This window comes from Nocardia sp. JCM 38205, assembly GCF_058222935.1.
Genome location: NZ_JBYHFL010000001.1, coordinates 682,133 through 702,296 on the forward strand (window position 1 = coordinate 682,133; position 20,164 = coordinate 702,296).

The 20,164-nt window shown below is 68.2% G+C and carries 16 protein-coding genes and 1 pseudogene; 4 read left to right on the forward strand and 13 right to left on the reverse strand.

Annotation, left to right across the window (positions count from 1 at the left end; genetic code table 11):
- Nucleotides 1-218 precede the first annotated feature (218 nt).
- On the reverse strand, nt 219-1,979 hold the full coding sequence (arc, locus tag AC4HOU_RS03180; RefSeq protein WP_036537583.1) for a proteasome ATPase: 1,761 nt from the start codon (nt 1,977-1,979) through the stop codon (nt 219-221).
- A 179-nt stretch (nt 1,980-2,158) separates the two neighbouring features.
- On the opposite strand from arc, the gene AC4HOU_RS03185 reads away from it, so the two are divergent.
- On the forward strand, nt 2,159-2,689 hold the full coding sequence (locus AC4HOU_RS03185) for a WKL family lipoprotein (protein WP_195019574.1): 531 nt from the start codon (nt 2,159-2,161) through the stop codon (nt 2,687-2,689).
- A 36-nt stretch (nt 2,690-2,725) separates the two neighbouring features.
- Here AC4HOU_RS03185 and AC4HOU_RS03190 read toward each other — a convergent pair whose 3' ends face one another.
- Nucleotides 2,726-3,559, reverse strand: coding sequence for a tRNA (adenine-N1)-methyltransferase (locus AC4HOU_RS03190; RefSeq protein ID WP_163817032.1), 834 nt, complete (start codon nt 3,557-3,559; stop codon nt 2,726-2,728).
- A 79-nt stretch (nt 3,560-3,638) separates the two neighbouring features.
- Here AC4HOU_RS03190 and AC4HOU_RS03195 point away from each other — a divergent pair, with 79 nt between their 5' ends.
- The gene (locus AC4HOU_RS03195) at nt 3,639-4,544 is read left to right on the forward strand and encodes a RecB family exonuclease (protein ID WP_195007066.1); all 906 of its coding nucleotides are present in this window, start codon (nt 3,639-3,641) and stop codon (nt 4,542-4,544) included.
- A 34-nt stretch (nt 4,545-4,578) separates the two neighbouring features.
- Here AC4HOU_RS03195 and AC4HOU_RS03200 read toward each other — a convergent pair.
- The 10 genes and pseudogenes from AC4HOU_RS03200 to metH form a co-directional block, all read right to left on the reverse strand.
- A pseudogene (locus tag AC4HOU_RS03200) lies at nt 4,579-5,690 on the reverse strand (YeiH family protein).
- Complete coding sequence (locus tag AC4HOU_RS03205; RefSeq protein WP_256673535.1) at nt 5,690-5,824, reverse strand: hypothetical protein; 135 nt, start codon at nt 5,822-5,824, stop codon at nt 5,690-5,692. Before AC4HOU_RS03205 ends, AC4HOU_RS03200 begins: the two are co-directional and overlap by 1 nt.
- Nucleotides 5,825-5,946: 122 nt before the next feature.
- Nucleotides 5,947-6,798, reverse strand: a complete 852-nt coding sequence (gene hisG / locus AC4HOU_RS03210; protein WP_163817038.1) for an ATP phosphoribosyltransferase — start codon at nt 6,796-6,798, stop codon at nt 5,947-5,949.
- Between the two features lie 45 nt (nt 6,799-6,843).
- Entirely contained in the window at nt 6,844-7,107 is a 264-nt protein-coding gene (locus AC4HOU_RS03215; protein WP_014351583.1) for a phosphoribosyl-ATP diphosphatase, read from the reverse strand.
- Between the two features lie 90 nt (nt 7,108-7,197).
- Nucleotides 7,198-9,012, reverse strand: coding sequence for a choline/carnitine O-acyltransferase (locus AC4HOU_RS03220; RefSeq protein WP_194990524.1), 1,815 nt, complete (start codon nt 9,010-9,012; stop codon nt 7,198-7,200).
- Nucleotides 9,013-9,038: 26 nt separating this feature from the next.
- Nucleotides 9,039-9,848, reverse strand: a complete 810-nt coding sequence (locus AC4HOU_RS03225) for a class I SAM-dependent methyltransferase (protein ID WP_280213257.1) — start codon at nt 9,846-9,848, stop codon at nt 9,039-9,041.
- Nucleotides 9,849-9,878: 30 nt separating this feature from the next.
- Complete coding sequence (locus AC4HOU_RS03230) at nt 9,879-10,739, reverse strand: HalD/BesD family halogenase (RefSeq protein WP_195019575.1); 861 nt, start codon at nt 10,737-10,739, stop codon at nt 9,879-9,881.
- 137 nt (nt 10,740-10,876) lie between these two features.
- Nucleotides 10,877-11,563: an HAD family hydrolase gene (locus AC4HOU_RS03235; RefSeq protein ID WP_324197310.1), complete on the reverse strand. Its 687-nt coding sequence runs from the start codon at nt 11,561-11,563 to the stop codon at nt 10,877-10,879.
- A 26-nt stretch (nt 11,564-11,589) separates the two neighbouring features.
- Entirely contained in the window at nt 11,590-13,224 is a 1,635-nt protein-coding gene (locus AC4HOU_RS03240; RefSeq protein WP_163817043.1) for a serine/threonine-protein kinase, read from the reverse strand.
- A 432-nt stretch (nt 13,225-13,656) separates the two neighbouring features.
- Complete coding sequence (metH, locus tag AC4HOU_RS03245; protein WP_194990522.1) at nt 13,657-17,253, reverse strand: methionine synthase; 3,597 nt, start codon at nt 17,251-17,253, stop codon at nt 13,657-13,659.
- Between the two features lie 141 nt (nt 17,254-17,394).
- Here metH and AC4HOU_RS03250 point away from each other — a divergent pair, with 141 nt between their 5' ends.
- Nucleotides 17,395-18,288, forward strand: coding sequence for a PAC2 family protein (locus tag AC4HOU_RS03250; protein WP_036537599.1), 894 nt, complete (start codon nt 17,395-17,397; stop codon nt 18,286-18,288).
- Between the two features lie 121 nt (nt 18,289-18,409).
- Here the strand turns inward: AC4HOU_RS03250 and AC4HOU_RS03255 are convergent, their stop codons facing one another.
- The gene (locus AC4HOU_RS03255) at nt 18,410-18,715 is read right to left on the reverse strand and encodes a hypothetical protein (protein ID WP_163817046.1); all 306 of its coding nucleotides are present in this window, start codon (nt 18,713-18,715) and stop codon (nt 18,410-18,412) included.
- 301 nt (nt 18,716-19,016) lie between these two features.
- Here AC4HOU_RS03255 and AC4HOU_RS03260 point away from each other — a divergent pair, with 301 nt between their 5' ends.
- Nucleotides 19,017-20,156: an XRE family transcriptional regulator gene (locus AC4HOU_RS03260; RefSeq protein ID WP_163817048.1), complete on the forward strand. Its 1,140-nt coding sequence runs from the start codon at nt 19,017-19,019 to the stop codon at nt 20,154-20,156.
- Nucleotides 20,157-20,164: the final 8 nt, after the last annotated feature.

Below are 20,164 nucleotides of genomic sequence, written 5' to 3' on the forward strand. Positions count from 1 at the left end.
ATTCAGATAATCGCCGCGGCCGTTTCGTCGATCAGGGCTCGGCATACGACAGGCTGATCAGCGCAATTGTGGCGCCGTTCAGCGGTTATAGCCGAACTCGCGATCAGTGACTTGCATCACCGCACAGTGTCACTGCCCGAGCGAGCCGCGGCGACGACGGGCCCGCCACGACAAAGGGCCGCGCTTCACACGGAAACGCGGCCCTCCGCACGGCGCGATTACAGGTACTGACCCGTATTCGACTCGGTGTCGATCGCCCGGCTGGCACTGGCGTTCTTGCCGGTGACCAAGGTCCGGATGTAGACGATGCGCTCGCCCTTCTTGCCCGAGATGCGTGCCCAGTCATCGGGATTCGTGGTGTTGGGCAGGTCCTCGTTCTCGGAGAACTCGTCCACGATCGAATCGTAGAGATGCTGGATGCGCAGGCCCGGGTTGCCGGTGTCGAGCACCGCCTTGATGGCGTACTTCTTGGCCCGGTCCACGATGTTCTGGATCATGGCGCCGGAGTTGAAGTCCTTGAAGTACAGGACCTCCTTGTCACCGTTGGCGTAGGTGACCTCCAGGAAGCGGTTGTCCTCGCTCTCGGCGTACATCCGCTCCACCACCCGCTCGATCATCGCGCGGATGCAGGCTCCCTTGTCGCCGTGGAACTCGGCCAGATCATCGGCGTGCAGCGGCAGTTCCTCGGTGAGGTACTTGGAGAAGATGTCCTGCGCCGATTCCGCATCCGGCCGCTCGATCTTGATCTTGACGTCCAGGCGGCCCGGACGCAGGATCGCGGGGTCGATCATGTCCTCGCGGTTGGAGGCGCCGATGACGATGACGTTCTCCAAGCCCTCGACGCCGTCGATCTCGCTCAGCAGCTGCGGAACGACCGTGGTCTCCACGTCCGAGGACACGCCCGAACCGCGGGTGCGGAAGATCGAGTCCATCTCGTCGAAGAACACGATCACCGGGGTGCCTTCCGAGGCCTTCTCACGGGCCCGCTGGAAGATGATCCGGATGTGGCGCTCGGTCTCGCCGACGAACTTGTTCAGCAGCTCCGGGCCCTTGATGTTGAGGAAGTAGGACTTGGCTTCCTTGGCATCCTCACCGCGGGCCTCGGCGATCTTCTTGGCCAGCGAATTGGCCACCGCCTTGGCGATGAGCGTCTTACCGCAGCCCGGCGGACCGTAGAGCAGCACACCCTTGGGCGGGCGCAGCGCGTACTCGCGGAACAGGTCCTTGTGCAGGAACGGCAGCTCCACCGCGTCGCGGATCTGCTCGATCTGGCGGCCGAGACCACCGATGTCGTTGTAGTCGACATCGGGCACTTCCTCCAGCACCAGGTCTTCGACCTCGGCCTTGGGGATGCGCTCGAACGCGAAACCGGCCTTGGTGTCCACCAGTAGCGAATCACCGGGGCGCAGCCGGCGCACCGGGGCGTCGGGATCGTCGAGGTCGTCGATCTCGGCGACCTTGGACAGCGGGCCGGACAGCCAGACCACGCGCTCCTCGTCGGCGTGCCCGACCACGAGTGCGCGACGGCCGTCGTCGAGGACCTCGCGCAACGTGCCGATTTCACCGACCGCGTCGAAGTGCCCGGCCTCGACCACCGTCAGCGCCTCGTTCAACCGCACGGTCTGGCCGTACTCGAGGGTGCTGGTGTCGATGTTCGGCGAACACGTCAACCGCATCTTGCGGCCGGAGGTGAACACGTCGACGGTCTGATCGTCGTAGGCGCCGATCAGGACGCCGTAACCACTCGGCGGCTGACCGAGCCGATCGACCTCTTCACGCAACGCGACCAGTTGCTGGCGCGCCTCTTTCAGAGTGTCCATCAGCTTCGTGTTGCGAATAGTCAGCGAATCGATGCGGGCTTCCAATTCCCGCGCACGATCCGGTGAATCCGCGAGTTGCCTCCGGAGTGCAGCCGCTTCGGCGCGCACCGCCTCGAGCTCTCTCCAGGCCGCCGAATCCGAATTCTCGATGGGGCTCATGTGCTGCTCCTCCCAGTCCCGGTCTATCAACGCTACCGGGCGCGAACCGTTCTCGCTGTCCGACATGGTTTCGTCGTGATCACATCTAGGCAGCGCCCGTCGACCGGAACGACCATGTTAGCCTGCCCTAACACATTACCGGTGAGGCTGCTCACCGACTAGCCGAAAGGTTGCCAGTCATGCTCCTTCCCGTGAGGGCACTGCGCTTGTCTGTCGCTGCCGCCGCCACCGTCGCCCTGTCGCTCGGCATCGCCGCCTGCGGTTCCGACGACAGCAGCGACAGCGCCGCCACCAGCACCAGCGCTACCACCAGCGCCGCTGCCGCCACCACCACCGGCGCCGAGCACGGAGACCACGGCACCGGCGAGGCTCCGACCCCGGAAACCCTCCAGGGTGTGCTCGACAAGCTGGCCAGCCCCGATGTGCCGACGGCGGAGAAGACGAAGCTGATCGTCAACGGCGAACAGCGCACCGCCAACATCGACCAGATGAACGCCGCGCTGGCCGGCTACGGCACCCTCACCTTCGGCGTCACCGACGTCACCACCGAGGGCAACACCGCCACCGCGCAGGTCGTCATCACCTCCCCGCACGGCGCCGCCCCGGCGATGCCGCTGACCTGGGAGAACGTCGACGGCACCTGGAAGCTCTCGGATGCCAGCGGCTGCCTGCTGCTCGGCTTCGCCCAGGCGCCCTGCGTCCCCGCGTGATCGTCTGATCGTCGTCACACCACCGAAGCCCCGGTGTCAGCCCTTCGAGGGCCGGCGCTGGGGCTTCGGCGTCACGGTGCCCTCGGCCAGCCTGCGGGCGCTCACCAGGAACGCGGTGTGGCCCTGCATCCGGTGCTCGGGGCGCACCGCCAGACCCACCACATGCCAGCCGCGCACCATCGACTCCCAGGAGCGCGGCTCGGTCCAGCATTGTTGCTCGCGCAGCGTCTCCACGATCTTCGACAGCTGCGTCACCGTCGCCACGTAGACGATGAGCACGCCACCGGGGACCAGGGCTTTGGACACCGCGGGCAGCGCGTCCCAGGGTGCGAGCATGTCGAGCACCACCCGATCGACCTGCGGGCCGTCGTAGTTCGCGACGTCACCGACGGTCAGCGACCAGTTCGCCGGACGTTCGCCGAAGAAGGTCTCCACGTTGCGCACGGCGTGCTCGGCGTGGTCGTCGCGGATCTCGTAGGACACCACCTCGCCCTCGGGGCCGACGGCACGCAGCAGCGAACAGGTGAGCGCGCCGGAGCCCGCGCCGGCCTCGAGCACGCGCGCGCCGGGGAACATATCGCCCTCGTGCACGATCTGGGCGGCATCCTTCGGGTAGATCACCGCGGCCCCGCGCGGCATGGAGAGCACGTAGTCGATCAGCAGCGGCCGCAGCGCGAGGTAGGGGGTGCCGTTGGTGGAGTTCACCACGCTGCCCTCGTCGGCGCCGATCAGATCGTCGTGCTTGATCCCGCCGCGGTGGGTGTGGAACTCCTTGCCCGGCTCCAGGAGCACGGTGTACAACCTGCCCTTGGCATCGGTCAGCTGCACCCGGTCACCGATGGTGAATGGCCCGGTCCGTCTGGCCGTCATGTATCTCCGTTCCGCGAAAATCTGTTCGTCGCTGCCGTCTCACGGCACCGTGTCGGTGCCGCCGGATAGCCTGCCAGGTATGCCAGCACCAGCGACCACGCCCCCTGCCGACGCCGAACCGGCGCCCCGCCCCGAAGCGGCGCCGGTTCGTTCTCGTCCGGCGCTGTCGCCTTCCCGGGCAATGGATTTCAAGCAGTGCCCGCTCAAGTATCGGTTACGCGCGATCGACCGGATTCCGGAACCGCCGGCTCGGCACGCGGTGCGCGGCACGGTGGTGCACGCGGTGCTGGAAGATCTCTACGGGTTGCCCGCGGCCGAGCGGAGGCCGGACCGGGCCGAAGCGCTCGCGGCCGGTGCGTGGGCCAGGGTGCTGGCCGAGCGGCCGGAGGTGGCCGAGCTGATCGCCGAGGCCGAGCTCGAGGTGTTCCTCGACGAGGTCCGTGCGCTCGTACGGGCCTATTACCGGCTGGAGGATCCGACCGGGTTCGATCCGGAATCGTGTGAGTCCCGGGTCGAGGTCGAACTGGCCGACGGCGTGCTGCTGCGCGGTTTCGTCGACCGGATCGACGTGGCGCCCACCGGTGAGCTGCGGGTGGTGGATTACAAGACCGGCCGCGCTCCCGGAGTCACCCAGGAGACCAAGGCGCTGTTCCAGCTGAAGTTCTACGCCCTGGTCATGCTGCGTACCCGCGGCGTCGTCCCGGCCCAGCTGCGGCTGATCTATCTGGCCGACGAGCAGATCCTCACCTACACCCCGGACGAGGAAGAGCTCAACCGCTTCGAGCGCACCCTTGCCGCACTGTGGCAGGCCATCCGCGACGCCGGCCGCACCGGCGACTTTCCGCCGAGCAAGAGCTGGCTGTGCGGATTCTGCGACTACAAGCACCTGTGCCCGGAGTACGGCGGCACTCCCCCGCAGTATCCGGGGTGGCCGGACGAACCCGAGTCTCCGGAGCAGATCTTCGCCGAGTCGGTCGCTGATTAGATCTGCTCCGGAACACGCCCGGGCGGGTGGATACCTACGGCGTGAAGGTGCGAAACAGCAGCACCGACAGCCCCAGTCCGACGACCATGTTCACCGCGGCCGCCGCACCGAAGACGAGCACCGGACGCGCGCCCGCCGCGCGCAGACCGCGCAGGGAGAACTCCAGCCCGATCGAGACGAAGGCCAGGATCAGAAACCAGGTCCGCAGATCGTTGACGATCGCGATGTGGTCGGCACCGGTGCCGGAGTCCACCGCTTGCAGGTAGAGCGTCCCGATGATCGACGCCGCGAGGAAGCCGAGCACGAATTTCGGGAAGCGGTCCCAGAATTCGCGTGCCGACGGCCGTGCCGCTCCGGCCGCACGCTCCACCCGCAGGGTGAAGTAGGCGGTCAAGGCGATGGCGACGATTCCGATGAGCGCGTTCTGGGTCGTCTTCACGATCGCGGCGATCTGCAGGGCCTGTTCACCGGCGATCGCGCCCGAAGCGGCCACCGCCGCGGTGGTGTCGATATTGCCGCCGATCCACGCGCCGGCCACCGCGTCCGACAGCCCGAACAGTCCGGCCAGCCAGGGCAGCACGAAGATCGACGGAAGCGCGAAGATGATCACCAGCGAGGCCGCGTAGGCGATCTGCTCCCGCTTGGCCTGCACTGCTCCGGCTGCCGCGATGGCGGCGCTGACCGTAGCCACCAGGCGAACCCGAAGACCGCGGTGATCAGCAGCAACGCCTGCAGAATCGCTGGTCCGGCCGCTGTCATGAGCACCTTCAGATTGATCGAGGCGCCGAGCAGCACAACACCGGTCTTGATGAAGAATTCGGTGCGGAACCCGGCCGAAAGGCGCTCGCGCAGGCCCAGTTTCGCCAGCACCACGTTGCCGATGAGACCGAAGGCGATCGCGTACACGGGGTATTCGACCGTCTTCGCGACACGACGCAGCGGGGTGTCGGCGGTCCAGTTCGGCACCTGCGTCTCGACGTACCGCGTCAACGCCCCGAGCAGCAGTACGACGAGCACACCGCCCACCACGGCGGCGGGTGCGGCGACCGCGGCCGGGCGCAGCGCCTCGGTCTCCGACCGCACCGGCTGCGCGGTTGTCCCGGTGTCGGCGGTGGTGAGGTTCTCGGTGTGCTCCGGCCCCGGCATCACGGCACCAGCCAATCCGGGATCAGCCCACTCAGGACCAGGGCGAGCAATGCCAGCCCGACCACGGTGGCCGACCAGTCCTCATTCCAGTGGATACGGCGGCTCGGGCCGCTGTCGGGGGGTGTGTGCGACACGGTCGTCACTCCTTGCGTTCCTCATCGAGGGCCGCACGGTAGCAACGCCGGGATGCCCGGCACACGGGTTGAATTCAGGGCGAGGCCAACCCCGGCGCGAACGCCGGGGGTTGCCCGAGTCCTCAGAAGGCCCGGCAGGACCGGATGTCGGTGGCCAGGATCGCCTTGGCGCCCAGGTCGGCGAGCTGATCCATCACCGAGTTGCCCAGTTTGCGCGGTACCAGCGCGCGCACGGCGACCCAGTCGGGATCGGTGAGCGGCGACACGGTCGGCGATTCCAGGCCGGGGGTGATCTGGGCGGCCTGGTCGAGCAGGCTCTTGGGGCAGTCGTAGTCCAGCATGAGGTACTGCTGGGCGAACACGACACCCTTGACCCGGTCGATGAGCTGGTTGCGGGCCTTGTCGTCGCGGTCGGAGCCCTCGCGCTCGATCAGCACGCCCTCCGAATCGCACAGCGAGGCGCCGAAGGCGACCAGATTGTGCTGGCGCAGGGTGCGCCCGGAGCCGACCACGTCGGCGATGGCGTCGGCGACGCCGAGCTGGATGGAGATCTCCACCGCGCCGTCGAGCCGGATGACCTCGGCCTCGATGCCGCGCCCGGCCAGATCCGACAGCACCAGGTTCGGGTAGGAGGTGGCGATGCGCTTGCCCGCGAGGTCCTCGACGGTCCAGTCGCGGCCGGCCGGGGCGGCGTAGCGGAAGGTGGAACCGCCGAAACCGAGAGCGAGCCGCTCGGTCACCGGTGCCGCCGAGTCGAGGGCGAGGTCGCGGCCGGTGATGCCCAGATCGAGTTCACCGGAACCGACGTAGATGGCGATGTCTTTGGGCCGCAGGAAGAAGAACTCCACCTGATTGGCCAGGTCCAGGACGGTCAGGTCGCGGGAATCGGTGCGTTTGCGGTAGCCGGCCTCGGACAGGATCGACACGGCCGATTCGGAGAGTGCGCCTTTGTTGGGGACTGCGACGCGCAGCATGAGAGGGTCCTTTCGGGAGGGATGACGGCGGATTCGCGGCGGACGTCACAGATGTCGGTAGACGTCCTCTAGCCGCAGTCCGCGACCCACCATCAGCACCTGCACCCAGTACAGCAGCTGCGAGATCTCCTCGGCGAGCGATTCGTCGCTCTCGTGTTCGGCGGCCAGCCACACCTCACCGGCCTCTTCGAGCACCTTCTTGCCCTGGGTATGCACGCCCGCGTCCAGCGCGGCCACCGTCCCCGACCCCTCGGGTCGGGTGACGGCACGATCCTGGAGCTCGGCGAACAGGGCCTCGAAAGTCTTCACGGGTTGTCATTGTTTCAGACCCCCGCAAACCGTTTCCGGTCGAGTGGCGTCCGCCCGGCCGCAGCCGCCGGACGCCACCCGACCCGAACGTCACCGGGCGGCGAGCAGGGCTTCCAGATCGGCGACCGCCGTGCGCAGGTGGTCGGCGAAGGCGTGCATCTGGTCGGCGACCGGCGCGGGGGTGGCCAGGTAGAGGTTCCAGCGATCGGGCAGCAGCACGTAGGCCACGCCGATGCAGCGGGAACTGGTGGAACCGAACCCGAAGTACCGGATATTGACCGACGGCGCGGAGCTGGTGCTCAGGTAGTCGTCGCGCATGATCGTCCAGCCGGGGCTGCTGTAGAGCGGGATGGGCTCGGTGACGCCCAGCTCGGTGCCGCGACGACGCTGGATCCATTCCAGCTCCCACAGGTGCTGCTCCGGCGCCTGCCCGGACTGGCACTGTTTGGCCCGGGCCACGTGCGCGGCCGCGGCGGCCTCGGCGGCGGCCAGTGTGGCGGCGGTGTCGGCGGAGGCGTCTTCCATCGCGTCGACGAACGCCACCATCTCCGGGGTGATCACCCGCATGGCCTCGGTGCGGCCGTTGCGGTACTGGCGGGTGGCGATGGATTCGTAGGTGGCGCCGGTGAGGCCCTTGCTGCGGCGGTGGGCCAGCTGATAGCTCAGCTGCGCGAAGGCATCCGGGGAGATGCCGAGCTGCTTGGCCTTGGCGGTGCCGAAATCGTCGAACGACACCGTGGTCGTGGCGTTCTCGGCCGCATAGCGGGCGAACGCCGCCCCCGCCGCGGCTATCTCGGCGCGCTGGGCGGCGCTGAGCCGGAACTCGATCGGCTCTACCACCGGCAGCCCCTGCGGCCTGGCACCGGAGCGCTCGGCGTGTTCGGCGACCGTCGATTCCAGCAGGGTGTCCACGAACGACAGGATCGTGGTGCCGTCGAGACCGCAATGCTCGACGTTGATGCCCGCCTGCCCGTCGGCGAAGACGATGAACGACACCGACTTGTCGAACCAGCGGTTGGCGCTGTCGCCGTGCAGCAGGATGTCGCAGGCGTGGGTTTCGTCGCGCGGAGCGAAATCCTCCAGGCAGACGCAGAACAGTGCCGTCTCGATGGTGTCGAGTGCCGCGGCGTTGACCGGTTCGGCCAGCAGACCCGCGCGGCTGCGGGCCCAGTCCGCGCGGGGCAGCGTGGTCAGATGCCCGACCGCGGTGTCGGTGGCGGCGTACTTCGCTCCGGCCTTGAGCACCGCGCGCAGCCCGTCGGTCAGATCCTCGAAGCTGTGCGGTGCGCCGTCGGCTCCGATCACCTCCATCCGGAACATGCTGCCGCGGTGGAAGACCAGGATGTGGCGCGCGTCCGAGGGCCCCGGCCATTCGGGGCTGTAGGGCACACGCACGGTGTCCTGTTCTTCGCCCGGAATGCGAGTCTCGGAGAACAGGTACTTGTTCTGCCACATCGACAGCCGCTGCCCGCGCTGGGTGACCGGCGGGATCTCCTCCCGATCCAGCGCCAGCTTGTAGTCGACGGCAGCGCTGACGATGCCCGCGGCTCGCTCCACCTGCCCGGGCCCGGTGGATGTCGCCAGGGTGGTGTCGTCGCGGAACAGGAAGAAGAAGTTGGCGTTGAGCGCGATCCGGTCGCGCCGGCCCAGATACCGCGACGGCCAGAACTCGTCGAGCCAGCTGCCGACGCCGGGGGTGGCGTCGTAGTCGCGCAGCGCGGCATCCAGGGTCCGGCCCGGGCCGCCGGGGCGCAGCAGATCGGCGACGGCGGCCTCGGTGGCGGCGAGTTCGTCGGCGGTCAGCAGCGGAGTGCACCACTCGATGAACCGGGTACAGCTGTCGTCCAGCGTCGGTAGCGGTACCCGGGGCAGCTGGTCCTCGGCGGCAAACGTGCGTTCGGTCAAGTCTGATTCCTCGGTGTGAGTCGATGTCAGGCGGCGGGGCGGGAAATGTAGAGATTGGCGTAGAGCCAACCGCTGTCTTCCCGGTCGGTCGGATCGATTCCGTTGGCGGACAGAGTATTCAACACCTGCGCCTGTTCGGCATCGGAGGCGAAGCGGCGCTGCGCGAAATCGCCCGGCATCCGTTCGGTGCGGTAGCCGAGGGCCGCAAGCTCGCCCTCGATCGCGTCGAAGCCGTACATGCGCAAGACGAAGTGTGCCATCCAGGGCCTGTGTTCCGGGTCGGCGGTGGCCACCCGGAGCAGGGTCTTCTCGGTGACATAGCCGATACAGCCGGTGGAGATCACCAGGTCGGCGGCGGCCAGGATCCGGCGCTGCTCGTCGGTGGGGTCGGTGGCCTCGAGATCGGCGTGCACGATGTCGTGCAGCAGGCCGGCGGCGTGCGCGTAGTCCAGAGCCGGACGCGAGGCGTCCATGCCGACGAAGCGGACCTCCGGCCGCGTGTCGTCGGCGGCGAGGCGGGCCCGGTCGAGGGCGATCAGCGCGGCCGGATCGTCGGCGGCGGCCGCGCCGTAGTACTCCCCCAGTTCGTCGATGGTCGTGTCCAGCCGCAGCAGGGCCGCGTTGACGCCGTAGGAGCAGCCGATATCGAGCACGGTCGGTGCGCTCACCCCGGTGGCGTCGCGGTATTCGGCGAGCTGCTGCTCGAAATGCGGCTTCGCCAACTGCGGTATGCAGTAATCCAATTCGGCCATGCGCGCGTAGTAGGCGCGCGGATCGGGGCGGTCGTAGATGTCGTCGAAGGAGGCTTTCCCGGTGGTGTGCATAGGCACGGACACGATGGTTCCTCTCGGGTCGAACTGCGCTGCTCAGTCGAGTAGCCGGTCGCCACGGACGGCGTCGGCCGCGGCGTGATGGTCCGACAGCACCCGTCCGAAGAGCTGACGGGTGCGTTCCACGGTGCCGATGACACCTGGTCGGTCGCTGTAGGCGAAGATCGCCGTATGCCGTTGGGTGCGGCCGCTCACCGGGGAGACCCGGTGCAGGGAGAAACGGCCCTGGAACAGTTGCAGATCGCCCGGGCGCAGCTCGAGCCGCTGGATCAGGTGCTGGCCGGTGCCGGTGAGCACCGCGCGCACATCGTCGAGGTTCTCCGCGTGCGGCGAGCGGATGCCCGGGCAGTATTCGAAGACTCCGCCCGCTTCGGGCGCCAGGGTGAGCATGCTGACGGTGTATTCGTTGGTGTCGAAATGCCAGGGGTGTGACATGCCGGGCGCGACGACGTTGAGCACGAGTCCGGCCAGCGGGTCGGCGAATTCGTGCAGACCGGGCAAGCCGAAGCAATCGGCCACGAATCGCTGGAACAGCTGACTGGTGTAGAGCTGGTGGATCAGCGCGTCGGTGGCGATCCGGTCGCGCGGGACGAAGGCGTTGCCGCGTTCGAGCACGATGCGCCCCGGATGATCCTCGGGCAGTGCGGTATCGAGCGGAATGTTGTAGGCGTTGACCCGCTCCACCTGATAGTGCGCGTGCGGGGCCATCTGCTCACCCTGCTCCCGCAGCCGCTCGTGCAGCTCCGGCCGGATGAATTCGCGCAGCACGGTACATCCGTCCTGCGCCAGGTCGGCTCGCGCCGCCGCCACCGCCGCGCGCCAACCGGCGCTGTCGGGTTCGGTGATCGGAAAGCGAGTGGTGTCGACGATCTCGTCCAGGGCTACCGTCGCTGCCATAGCGACATTGTTATCGGACTATTCCCGACACGCCCGGGTTTTCCTGAGATAGGCGGTGACAATCGTCACGGACCGTTCGGTCTTGTTGTCCGGCAACACATTCGACCTGCGCGGACACGGGAACCGGTGACGTGGCCTCAGCCCCGGCCCACCGGATACCGAGTATCCAGCACCGCACCGAGGTCGGCCATGGTGAGTGCGACCAGCGAATCGCGCTGGGTACGAATCGGCGCCTCGGGCACCGCGATCTCACACGGCACCACGAGCACCGCGCAGCCCGCGGCCTCCGCGGCCGCCACACCGGTGGGCGAGTCCTCCACCGCCACACAGGTTTTCGGGTCGAGCCCCAGGAGCTCGGCCGCCCGCAGGTAGACGTCGGGCTCGGGTTTGCCGTGCGGCACCTCGTCGCCGCAGACCGACGCGTCGAAGTACTCCCGGCCGAGGGTGTCCAGGCCGAATTCGGCAAGCGAACGCTTGGTGTTGGTCACCAGCGCGCTCGGCAGTCCGGCCGCGCGCACCATCGCGAGCGCGTCCTTCGCTCCGGGGCGCCACGGGATGGGTTCTGCCATCAGCTCGGTGACCCGACGCTCCAGGAACTCGCCCGCGGCGCGCATCGCCGCAGGCTGTGGATCGAGGCCGAGTCCGGTGAACACGATGCGCAGTGCGTTGGGGCCGGAGGCGCCGATCAGTGACCGGCGCAGCTCATCGGTCATCTGCGAGCCGAGCTCGACGGCGAGGTCGCGCACCGCGATATCCCACAGTTTCTCCGAATCGAGCAGTGTGCCGTCCATATCCCACAGCACACCCGCCGGCCGCGTGTTCACCTGATCCTCTCCTCTGCGTGTTCCCCCTACAGTCCCGAATTGGCGATCAGCAACCGCCCGTTGTCCGAGGCGACCTGGATCCACCGGCTCTCGGTGGAGGTCGAGCCGTCCTTCAGGGTATAGGTCAGCGAGACCGTCGCTCCGGTGTCCCCGTTGGGTGTGACGCTGTGCACGGTGACGGCGCTGATGCCGGACCAGAAGTTCAGGTAGTCGCTGTAACCGGTCTGGGCCTGGTAGGCGGGTGCGAGCTGGGACCAGGCGGCTGCGGCATTGCCGGGGAGCATGCCGTAGTAGCCGCTGACGAACTGCACCACCCGTTCAGGGGTCGGTGGACCGGACGGGGTCGTCGTGGCCGACGAGGTGGTCGTGCTGGGGGTGGCCGTGGTCGTGGTGGTCGTCGGTGCGGTGGTGGTGGCGTCGTCGGAGGAGGATTCGCCGGTGCCGGAACCATCCGGGGCGACGGCGTCGACCGAGGGCTGCGTCGCCGTCACCGCGGGCGATCCGGATCCGCCCGCCGATGGTTCGCCGCCGCCGTTGACCGCGGCGGCGATCAGCGCGACGAGCACGAGTACGCCCGCGGAGGCCGCCGCGACCAGCGCGATCACGCGGCCACGACCCGAACCCGACCGGGACGGCACCGGCCCGCCGGGGACGGTGCCGGGCGCGGCGGGGACGGTGCCCGGCGCGGCGGGCAGGACCGGACGGCTCGGCGCAGGGCTCGGGGCCGGGCCGGAAGACGGACGCGGTACCGCCTGGGTGGCCGCGGCGGCGTTGTCGGTGTCCCGCGCCGGCGACGGATGCGGCAGCACCTTGGTCGCCGCGAGGACGCCCACCCGTGGACTGCGCCCCGCCGCAACATCTTCCAGTGCGCGCCTGGCTTCCTTCATGGTCGGGCGTTCGTCGACGGTGGCGGCGAGCAGCCGCATCAGCACGGGTCCGAGATCACCGGCCTGCTCCGGTGCGCGCACCTCGGCGCGGGCCACCGCGTGCAGTACCGCGAGGGGGTTGTCGCCCTCACCGAAGGGTGGCGCGCCCTCGACCGCCGCGTACAGAGTGGAGCCGAGTGCGAAGACATCGGAGGCGGGTTCGGGGTTCTCGCCGCGCGCGACCTCTGGCGCGAGGTAGGCGGGGGTGCCGGCCAGGAAACCGGTCGCGGTCACGGTGACGTCGCCGACCGCGCGGGAGATGCCGAAGTCGGTGATCTTGACCGTGCCGTCGTCGGCCACCAGCAGGTTGGCCGGCTTGACGTCGCGGTGCACGATGCCCGCATCGTGCGCCGCGGCCAGGGCGGCAGCGGCCTGGGCGCCGATCCTGGCGACCTGCATGGCGGGCAGGGTGCGCCCACCGGCGAGTTTGGCCGCCAGGCTGGGCGCGTCCATGTACTCCATGACCAGCCAGGGCTGTTCGTCTTCCTCGACGACGTCGAAGACGGTGATCGCGTTGGGATGGTGCAGGCGTGCCGCGATCCGGCCCTCACGCTTGGCGCGCAGTTTCGCTTCCAGCGCGGCTTCGCGGGTGAGTCCGGGGCCGAGCAACACCTGCTTGACGGCCACGGTGCGCCGCAACCGGACGTCGGTGGCGCGCCACACCACGCCCATCGCGCCCGTCCCGATCGGATCCGTGAGCCGATACCGTCCAGCGATCAACCGATCCGCCGTCATGAGGTTGTGCCCCTCCTGCTTTCCCGCCGAGTCCTCCAGCACTTCGCGCCCGAGCCAGGACCGGCCTGGAATCCCTACGCGCCGAAGTCGTTTGCACCGGTGAGCTGCAGGATGAACTCGCATCCGCCGACTGCCCCGGATGCAGTTGCCACCCTCCGACAATGGCATAAGCGTCCGACAGGTTCCAGCAGCGTTGCTGGTTTCGCCCGCGTGGATGGTGCGGTGGCGGGGTGTCGTGGCGTTCTCACGCCGAACCGGGCGCCGCGTGAGCCGGAATCCGGCCGGGCTACACCGGAAACACCCAGGTCACCGGGGCGCAGCAGCCCCGGAGGTCGCCAATACCCCACCGGCGGACGATTATCCGTGAGAACCGTCACAGCCTGTCGCAATCGTGCCGCCGAGGGCACCCGGGCCCGGCCCGGGTGCCCGCACTCAGGCGTTGAAGTACTTCGCCTCCGGGTGCAGCAGCACGAACGCGTCGGTGGATTGTTCCGGGTGCAGCTGCAGTTCTTCCGACAGCGTGACCCCGATGCGCTCGGCGTCGAGCAGATCGACGAGCTTGGCACGGTCTTCCAGATCGGGGCAGGCACCGTAGCCGAAGGAGTAGCGGGCGCCGCGGTAGCCGAGCTTGAAGTACTCCTGGACGTCGTCGGGATCGGATTCGGCGACCGAATGCCCTTCCAACACCAGTTCTTCGCGGACGCGACGGTGCCAGTATTCGGCGAGCGCCTCGGTGAGCTGGACGCCGATACCGTGCACCTCGAGGTAATCGCGGTAGTTGTCGGCGGCGAACAGTTCATTGGCGAAGTCGGCGATGGGCTGGCCCATGGTGACCAGCTGGAAGGGCAGCACGTCCACCTGGCCGGTCTCGACGGCGCGTTCGCGGGAACGGATGAAATCGGCGATGCACAGGAACCGGTCGCGCTGCTGACGCGGGAAGGTGAACCGATACCGCTGCGGGGCGGCGGGATCGGGTTCGGTCAGCACGATGACGTCATCGCCTTCGGACACCGCCGGGAAGTACCCGTAGACGACCGCCGCGTGCTGGAGCACGCCCTCGGTGGACAGCCGGTCCAGCCAGGCCCGCAGCCGGGGGCGGCCCTCGGACTCGACCAGCTCCTCGTAGCTGGGGCCCTCGCCGCCGCGCTGCCCGCGCAACCCCCACTGGCCGAGGAACAGCGCGCGTTCGTCGAGCAGCCCCGAATACTCGTGCAGGGCCAGGCCTTTGATCACGCGGGTGCCCCAGAACGGCGGCACCGGCACCGGCAGGTCGGCGGCCACATCGGAACGTTCGGGGACCACGACCGGCGCCTCGGCGGCCTTGCGTTCGGCGGCGATGCGCTTGGAGCGTTCGTGGCGGGCCTTGCGTTCGGCGGCCTTCTCCCGTTCCGCGATCGCTTCGGGGCTGTCGGGGTCGGGGCCGCCGCCGCGCTTGCGGGACATGATGTCGTCCATCAGCCGCAACCCTTCGAAGGCGTCGCGGGCGTAGTGCACATCGCCTTCGTAGACCTCGGTGAGGTCGTTCTCCACATACGAGCGGGTCAGCGCGGCGCCGCCCAGCAGCACCGGGAACTGGTCGGCCATGCCCTTGGCGTTGAGTTCCTCGAGGTTTTCCTTCATCACCACGGTGGACTTCACCAGCAGTCCCGACATGCCGATGACGTCGGCCTTCTTGTCGACGGCGGCGTCGAGAATGGTCGAAATCGGTTGCTTGATACCGAGATTGACCACTTCGTAGCCGTTGTTGGACAAGATGATGTCCACCAGGTTCTTGCCGATGTCGTGCACGTCGCCCTTGACGGTGGCCAGCACGATCCGGCCCTTGCCGGAATCGTCGGTGGCCTCCATATGCGGTTCCAGGTAGGCCACCGCGGCCTTCATCACCTCGGCCGATTGCAGCACGAACGGCAGCTGCATCTGCCCGGAACCGAACAGCTCGCCGACGGTCTTCATGCCCGCGAGCAGGGTTTCGTTGATGATCTGCAGCGGTGGCACCTGGGCCATCGCCTCGTCCAGGTCGGCTTCCATGCCGGCCTTCTCACCGTCGACGATGCGCCGCTCCAGCCGTTCGAACAGCGGCAACGCCGCCAGCTCTTCGGCGCGCGAGGCCTTCGACGACGACGCCGACACACCCTCGAACAGCTGCATCAGCTTCTGCAGCGGGTCATAGTCCTCGCGGCGGCGGTCGTAAACCAGATCCAGCGCCGTCTCGCGCTGCTCTTCGGGGATGCGGGCGATCGGCAGGATCTTCGAGGCGTGCACGATCGCGCTGTCGAGCCCGGCCTGCACGCATTCGTGCATGAACACCGAGTTCAGCACCTGCCGCGCGGCCGGGTTGAGGCCGAAGGAGATATTGGACAGGCCGAGGGTGGTCTGCACCCGCGGATGACGGCGCTTGAGCTCGCGGATCGCCTCGATGGTCTCCAGGCCGTCGCGCCGGGACTCTTCCTGGCCGGTGCCGAGGGTGAAGGTCAGGGTGTCGATGATGATGTCGGACTCGTCCAAACCCCAGGTGCCGGTGATATCGGCGATCAGGCGTTCGGCGATCTCCACCTTCTTCTCCGCCGTACGGGCCTGACCCTCCTCATCGATGGTCAGCGCAACCACCGCCGCGCCGTGCTCGGCGACCAGCCGCATGATCTGCTGATACCGCGAATCCGGGCCGTCGCCGTCCTCGTAGTTGACCGAGTTCACCGCGCAGCGCCCGCCCAGGTGCTCGAGCCCGGCCTGCAGCACCGGCGGCTCGGTGGAGTCGAGCATGATCGGCAGGGTCGACGAGGTCGCCAGCCGGCTCGCCAGCTCACTCATATCGGCGGTGCCGTCGCGGCCGACGTAGTCGATGCACAGATCGAGCATGTGCGCGCCGTCGCGGGTCTGGTCCTTGGCGATGTCGAGGCACTTCTGCCAGTCGCCGGCCAGCATCGCCTCACGGAATGCTTTGGAGCCGTTGGCATTGGTGCGCTCACCGATCATCATGACGCTGGCGTCCTGCGCGAACGGCACCGCCGTGTACATGCTCGACACAGCCGGTTCGTGCACCGGATCGCGCCGCTGCTCGATCGGCGGCAGGGTCGGCTCGACCTCCCGCACCGCCTCGGTGACCTGACGGATGTGCTCGGGCGTCGTGCCGCAACAGCCACCCACCAGTGCCAGGCCGAACTCGGAGACGAAGCCCGACAGCGCCACCGCCAGCTCTTCCGGGGTCAACGGGTACTCCGCACCGTTGGCGCCGAGCACCGGCAGGCCGGCGTTCGGCATCACCGACACGGGGATGCGGGCATGGCGCGACAGATGCCGCAGATGCTCGCTCATCTCGTCCGGGCCGGTCGCGCAGTTCAAGCCGATCATGTCGATGCCCAGCGGCTCGAGCGCCGTCAACGCGGCCCCGATCTCGCTGCCGACCAGCATCGTGCCGGTGGTCTCCACGGTGACGTGGGTGATGATGGGAATCCGGCGGCCCGCGCGCTCCATCGCCCGCCTGCTGCCGGTGACCGCGGCCTTGACCTGCAGCAAGTCCTGGCAGGTCTCGATCAGGATGGCGTCGGCGCCGCCGTCGAGCATGCCGAGGGCAGCCTCGGAATAGGCATCGCGCAACGCCGCGTACGGCGCGTGACCCAGCGTCGGCAGCTTGGTGCCGGGGCCCATCGACCCCAGCACGAACCGCGCCGAGCCATCCGCGCCCGGACCCATCTCGTCGGCCACCTCGCGCGCGAGGCGGGTGCCCTTCTCCGATAGCTCACGGATCCGGTCGGCGATGTCGTAATCGGCGAGGTTCGGCAGGTTGCAGCCGAAGGTATTGGTCTCCACCGCATCGGCGCCGGCCTCGAAGTACGCGCGATGAATACCGCGCAGCACATCCGGGCGGGTGTCGTTGAGGATCTCGTTGCACCCTTCGAGGCCACGGAAATCGTCCAGGGACAGATCCGCGGCCTGCAACATCGTGCCCATCGCGCCGTCGCCGATGACGACACGGCGAGCGAGCGTGTCGAGAAGCGTGGTATCGAACGCGGTGGAGCTGGACGCAGACATGCCCTCAAGGGTAGAGCCTGCGTACAACGTTCCGCGCAGTATGTCCGTCCACCGTGCCCCCGCCCACACCGGCGCCGACACGCGGCGGCGAATACCGCGTCGCGGTCACGGCACATCCGCTCTGGTCGTAGGCTGGCTCGGGTGAACTCGAGTGAATCTCCGGCCTCGCCCGGCCCGGAACTGCCGCCGTTGCGGAATCCGGTACTCGTCGCCGCCTTCGAGGGCTGGAACGACGCCGGCGATGCCGCCAGCGGTGCGGTGGAACACCTCGAACTGATCTGGGATGCCAGACCGCTGGCCGAACTCGATTCCGAGGACTATTACGACTACCAGGTCAACCGGCCCATGGTGCGTCAGGTCGACGGCGTGACCAGGGAGATCGTGTGGCCGGCCACGGTGCTGACGGTGTGCTCGCCGCCGGGCAGCGACCGCGATGTGGTGTTGCTGCGCGGGATCGAACCCAATATGCGCTGGCGCCGGTTCTGCGCCGACCTGCTCGAACTCATCGATCAGCTCGAGGTGCAGACCGTGGTGATCCTCGGGGCGCTGCTCGCCGATACGCCGCACACCCGGCCGGTGCCGGTGACCGGTTCCGCCTACAGCAAGGAGGCGGCCGAGCGCTTCAACCTGGAGCAGACCCGATACGAAGGACCCACCGGTATCACCGGGGTGCTCCAGGATCAGTGCGTGAAGGCGGGGGTGCCCGCGGTGTCGTTCTGGGCCGCGGTGCCGCACTACGTCTCGCAGCCACCCAATCCCAAGGCCACCATCGCGTTGCTGCACCGGGTCGAGGACGTCCTCGATATCGAGGTGCCGCTGCGGGAATTGCCCGCGCAGGCCGAGGAGTGGGAGTCGACGGTCAATGAGATGACGGTCAACGACGAGGAGATCAGCGAGTACGTGCGTTCGCTCGAGGAGCGCGGCGACGCGGCGAGTGATCTCAACGAGACCATGGCCAAGATCGACGGCGACGCCATCGCCGCGGAGTTCGAGAAGTATCTGCGTCGGCGCGGGCCCGGCGGCTTCGGTCGCTGATCGACACTGCGGGGCGCGCCTCGGCGCGCCGGGCACAGCACAGCGATGAACGCGCGCGCAGGGGCGGCACGGGCTCAGCACCGCGGCAACCGATTTCGGGCGGCGGTGCGCCCGGGTGGGCTCAGGTCTGCAAGGTCCAGACTGTGGCCTCCGCATCGCTGGCCAGCTTCGCGAGCAGCATGTCCCGCGGAATCGTCTGGCCGGCAAGGTGATCGAGTGACGGCACCACCACGTGATGGGCATCGGCTCGCTTCAGTTCCTGGGTGAGCTCGGCGAACGCGGTGCCGTCACCCGGTGTCGATTCATGGAAAGTCGCGGCGAAGCAGAGGCCTTCGGCCCGAGCCCGCGCACGTAGCGCGGCTTCCAGCTCGTCGCCATGGCCTTCGGCCAAGTCGTCACGCAAATATCCATAGATCAACGCTTCCACCCGTACCTCCTGGGTCTTTCCCCGCCGTGGCGGGGAGCAGTGCGCCTCCGGGATCTCCCCGCGGATGCGGGGGTGTTGCGCTGGGCCGTACCAACATCGGCCCATCTCGATCATGTCCGATCAACTGCGGCGAAAGCAGATGTCAACCCACTGACATCTAGGTGCCCTATCCGGTGCACCGAAAGTTAACTGGTGCGATACTACAGACGTGGCCGCTACTGACGATCGACCCGTCTGGGCTGTTCGGATGCGTTCGGAGCGCGACGCGAGGGGGTGGTCACAAGCAGACGCCGTCCGCGCGATGCGCGCCAAGTCATCCCACAACCTGCCGACCGACAGTACCCTGCTGCGTAACTGGCGCCGGTGGGAATCGGGTGAGTCGCGGCCGGACGAGTTCTACGCGCCCATCATCGCGGCCGCCTTCGATACCGTCACCGCGGCGTTCTTTCCGAAGTCGCGACCCAACCGCGATGACGAGCTGCTGGCCGCAACCGGTATGGACACACTGGAATTCATCGGCCGGCTGCGTATGTCGGACGTCTCCCCCGCCACCCTCGAGGCCATCCGTATCACCGCCGAACGGCTGTGTTGTGAATACCCCTATACGGATCCGCACGAATTGCATATCGAGGGCACCAATTGGTTGCGCCGGATCACCTCGCTGCTCGATGGCAGGCTCACTCTGTCCCAGCACCGCGAGGTGCTGGAATTGGCTGGCTGGGTGGCGTTGCTGGTGGGATGTGTCGATTACGATCTCGGCCGCCGTACCACCGCCGAGGCCACTCGCCGGGCCGCGCGCTCGCTGGGCCATGAGGCCGAGCATCCCGAAATCGTCGGCTGGAGTGCGGAAATGGCAGCCTGGTTCGCGCTCACGCAGGGCAATTACCGCGGTGCGATCGATGCCGCGGATCCCGCTGCGGCCGACTGCGATTCGCTGGGCGTCGGCGTGCAGCTGGCCGCGCAGCGGGCCAAGGCGTGGGCACGCATCGGTGATCGCCGCGAGGTGGACAGGGCGTTGTCGGCCGGACGCGCCATTCTGGACCGGCTCGACCACCCCACCGATATCGACAATCATTTCGTCGTCGATCCGCAGAAGTTCGATTTCTACGCGATGGATTGCTGCCGGGTCGCCGGCGACGACACACTCGCCGAGACCTACGCCAGGCAGGTGATCGCCGACGCCACCCGTGCCGACGGTTCGCTGCGCAACCCGATGCGGGTCTCGGAGGCCCATCTGACCCTGGCGGTGGTCGCGGTCCGCCGACGCGATCTGGAACTCGCGCTGGACGAGGGCATGCGGGCGTTCTCCGGCAAGCGGCGGTCGCTGCCGTCGCTGATGTGGATCGCCGGCGAGGTGGCCCGTGAGATCATCGAACGGTTCCCCGGCGATCCACGTACCCGCGCCTACCTCGATCAGCTGCGCGCACTGGCACCGGACTGAGCATCGGT

Coding starts and splice junctions, on each gene's coding strand:
- arc (WP_036537583.1), bottom strand. CDS start 1,979: ATGAGCCCCATCGAGAATTCGGATTCGGCGGCCTGGAGAGAGCTCGAG.
- AC4HOU_RS03185 (WP_195019574.1), top strand. CDS start 2,159: ATGCTCCTTCCCGTGAGGGCACTGCGCTTGTCTGTCGCTGCCGCCGCC.
- AC4HOU_RS03190 (WP_163817032.1), bottom strand. CDS start 3,559: ATGACGGCCAGACGGACCGGGCCATTCACCATCGGTGACCGGGTGCAG.
- AC4HOU_RS03195 (WP_195007066.1), top strand. CDS start 3,639: ATGCCAGCACCAGCGACCACGCCCCCTGCCGACGCCGAACCGGCGCCC.
- hisG (WP_163817038.1), bottom strand. CDS start 6,798: ATGCTGCGCGTCGCAGTCCCCAACAAAGGCGCACTCTCCGAATCGGCC.
- AC4HOU_RS03230 (WP_195019575.1), bottom strand. CDS start 10,739: ATGGCAGCGACGGTAGCCCTGGACGAGATCGTCGACACCACTCGCTTT.
- AC4HOU_RS03240 (WP_163817043.1), bottom strand. CDS start 13,224: ATGACGGCGGATCGGTTGATCGCTGGACGGTATCGGCTCACGGATCCG.
- metH (WP_194990522.1), bottom strand. CDS start 17,253: ATGTCTGCGTCCAGCTCCACCGCGTTCGATACCACGCTTCTCGACACG.
- AC4HOU_RS03260 (WP_163817048.1), top strand. CDS start 19,017: ATGCGCGCCAAGTCATCCCACAACCTGCCGACCGACAGTACCCTGCTG.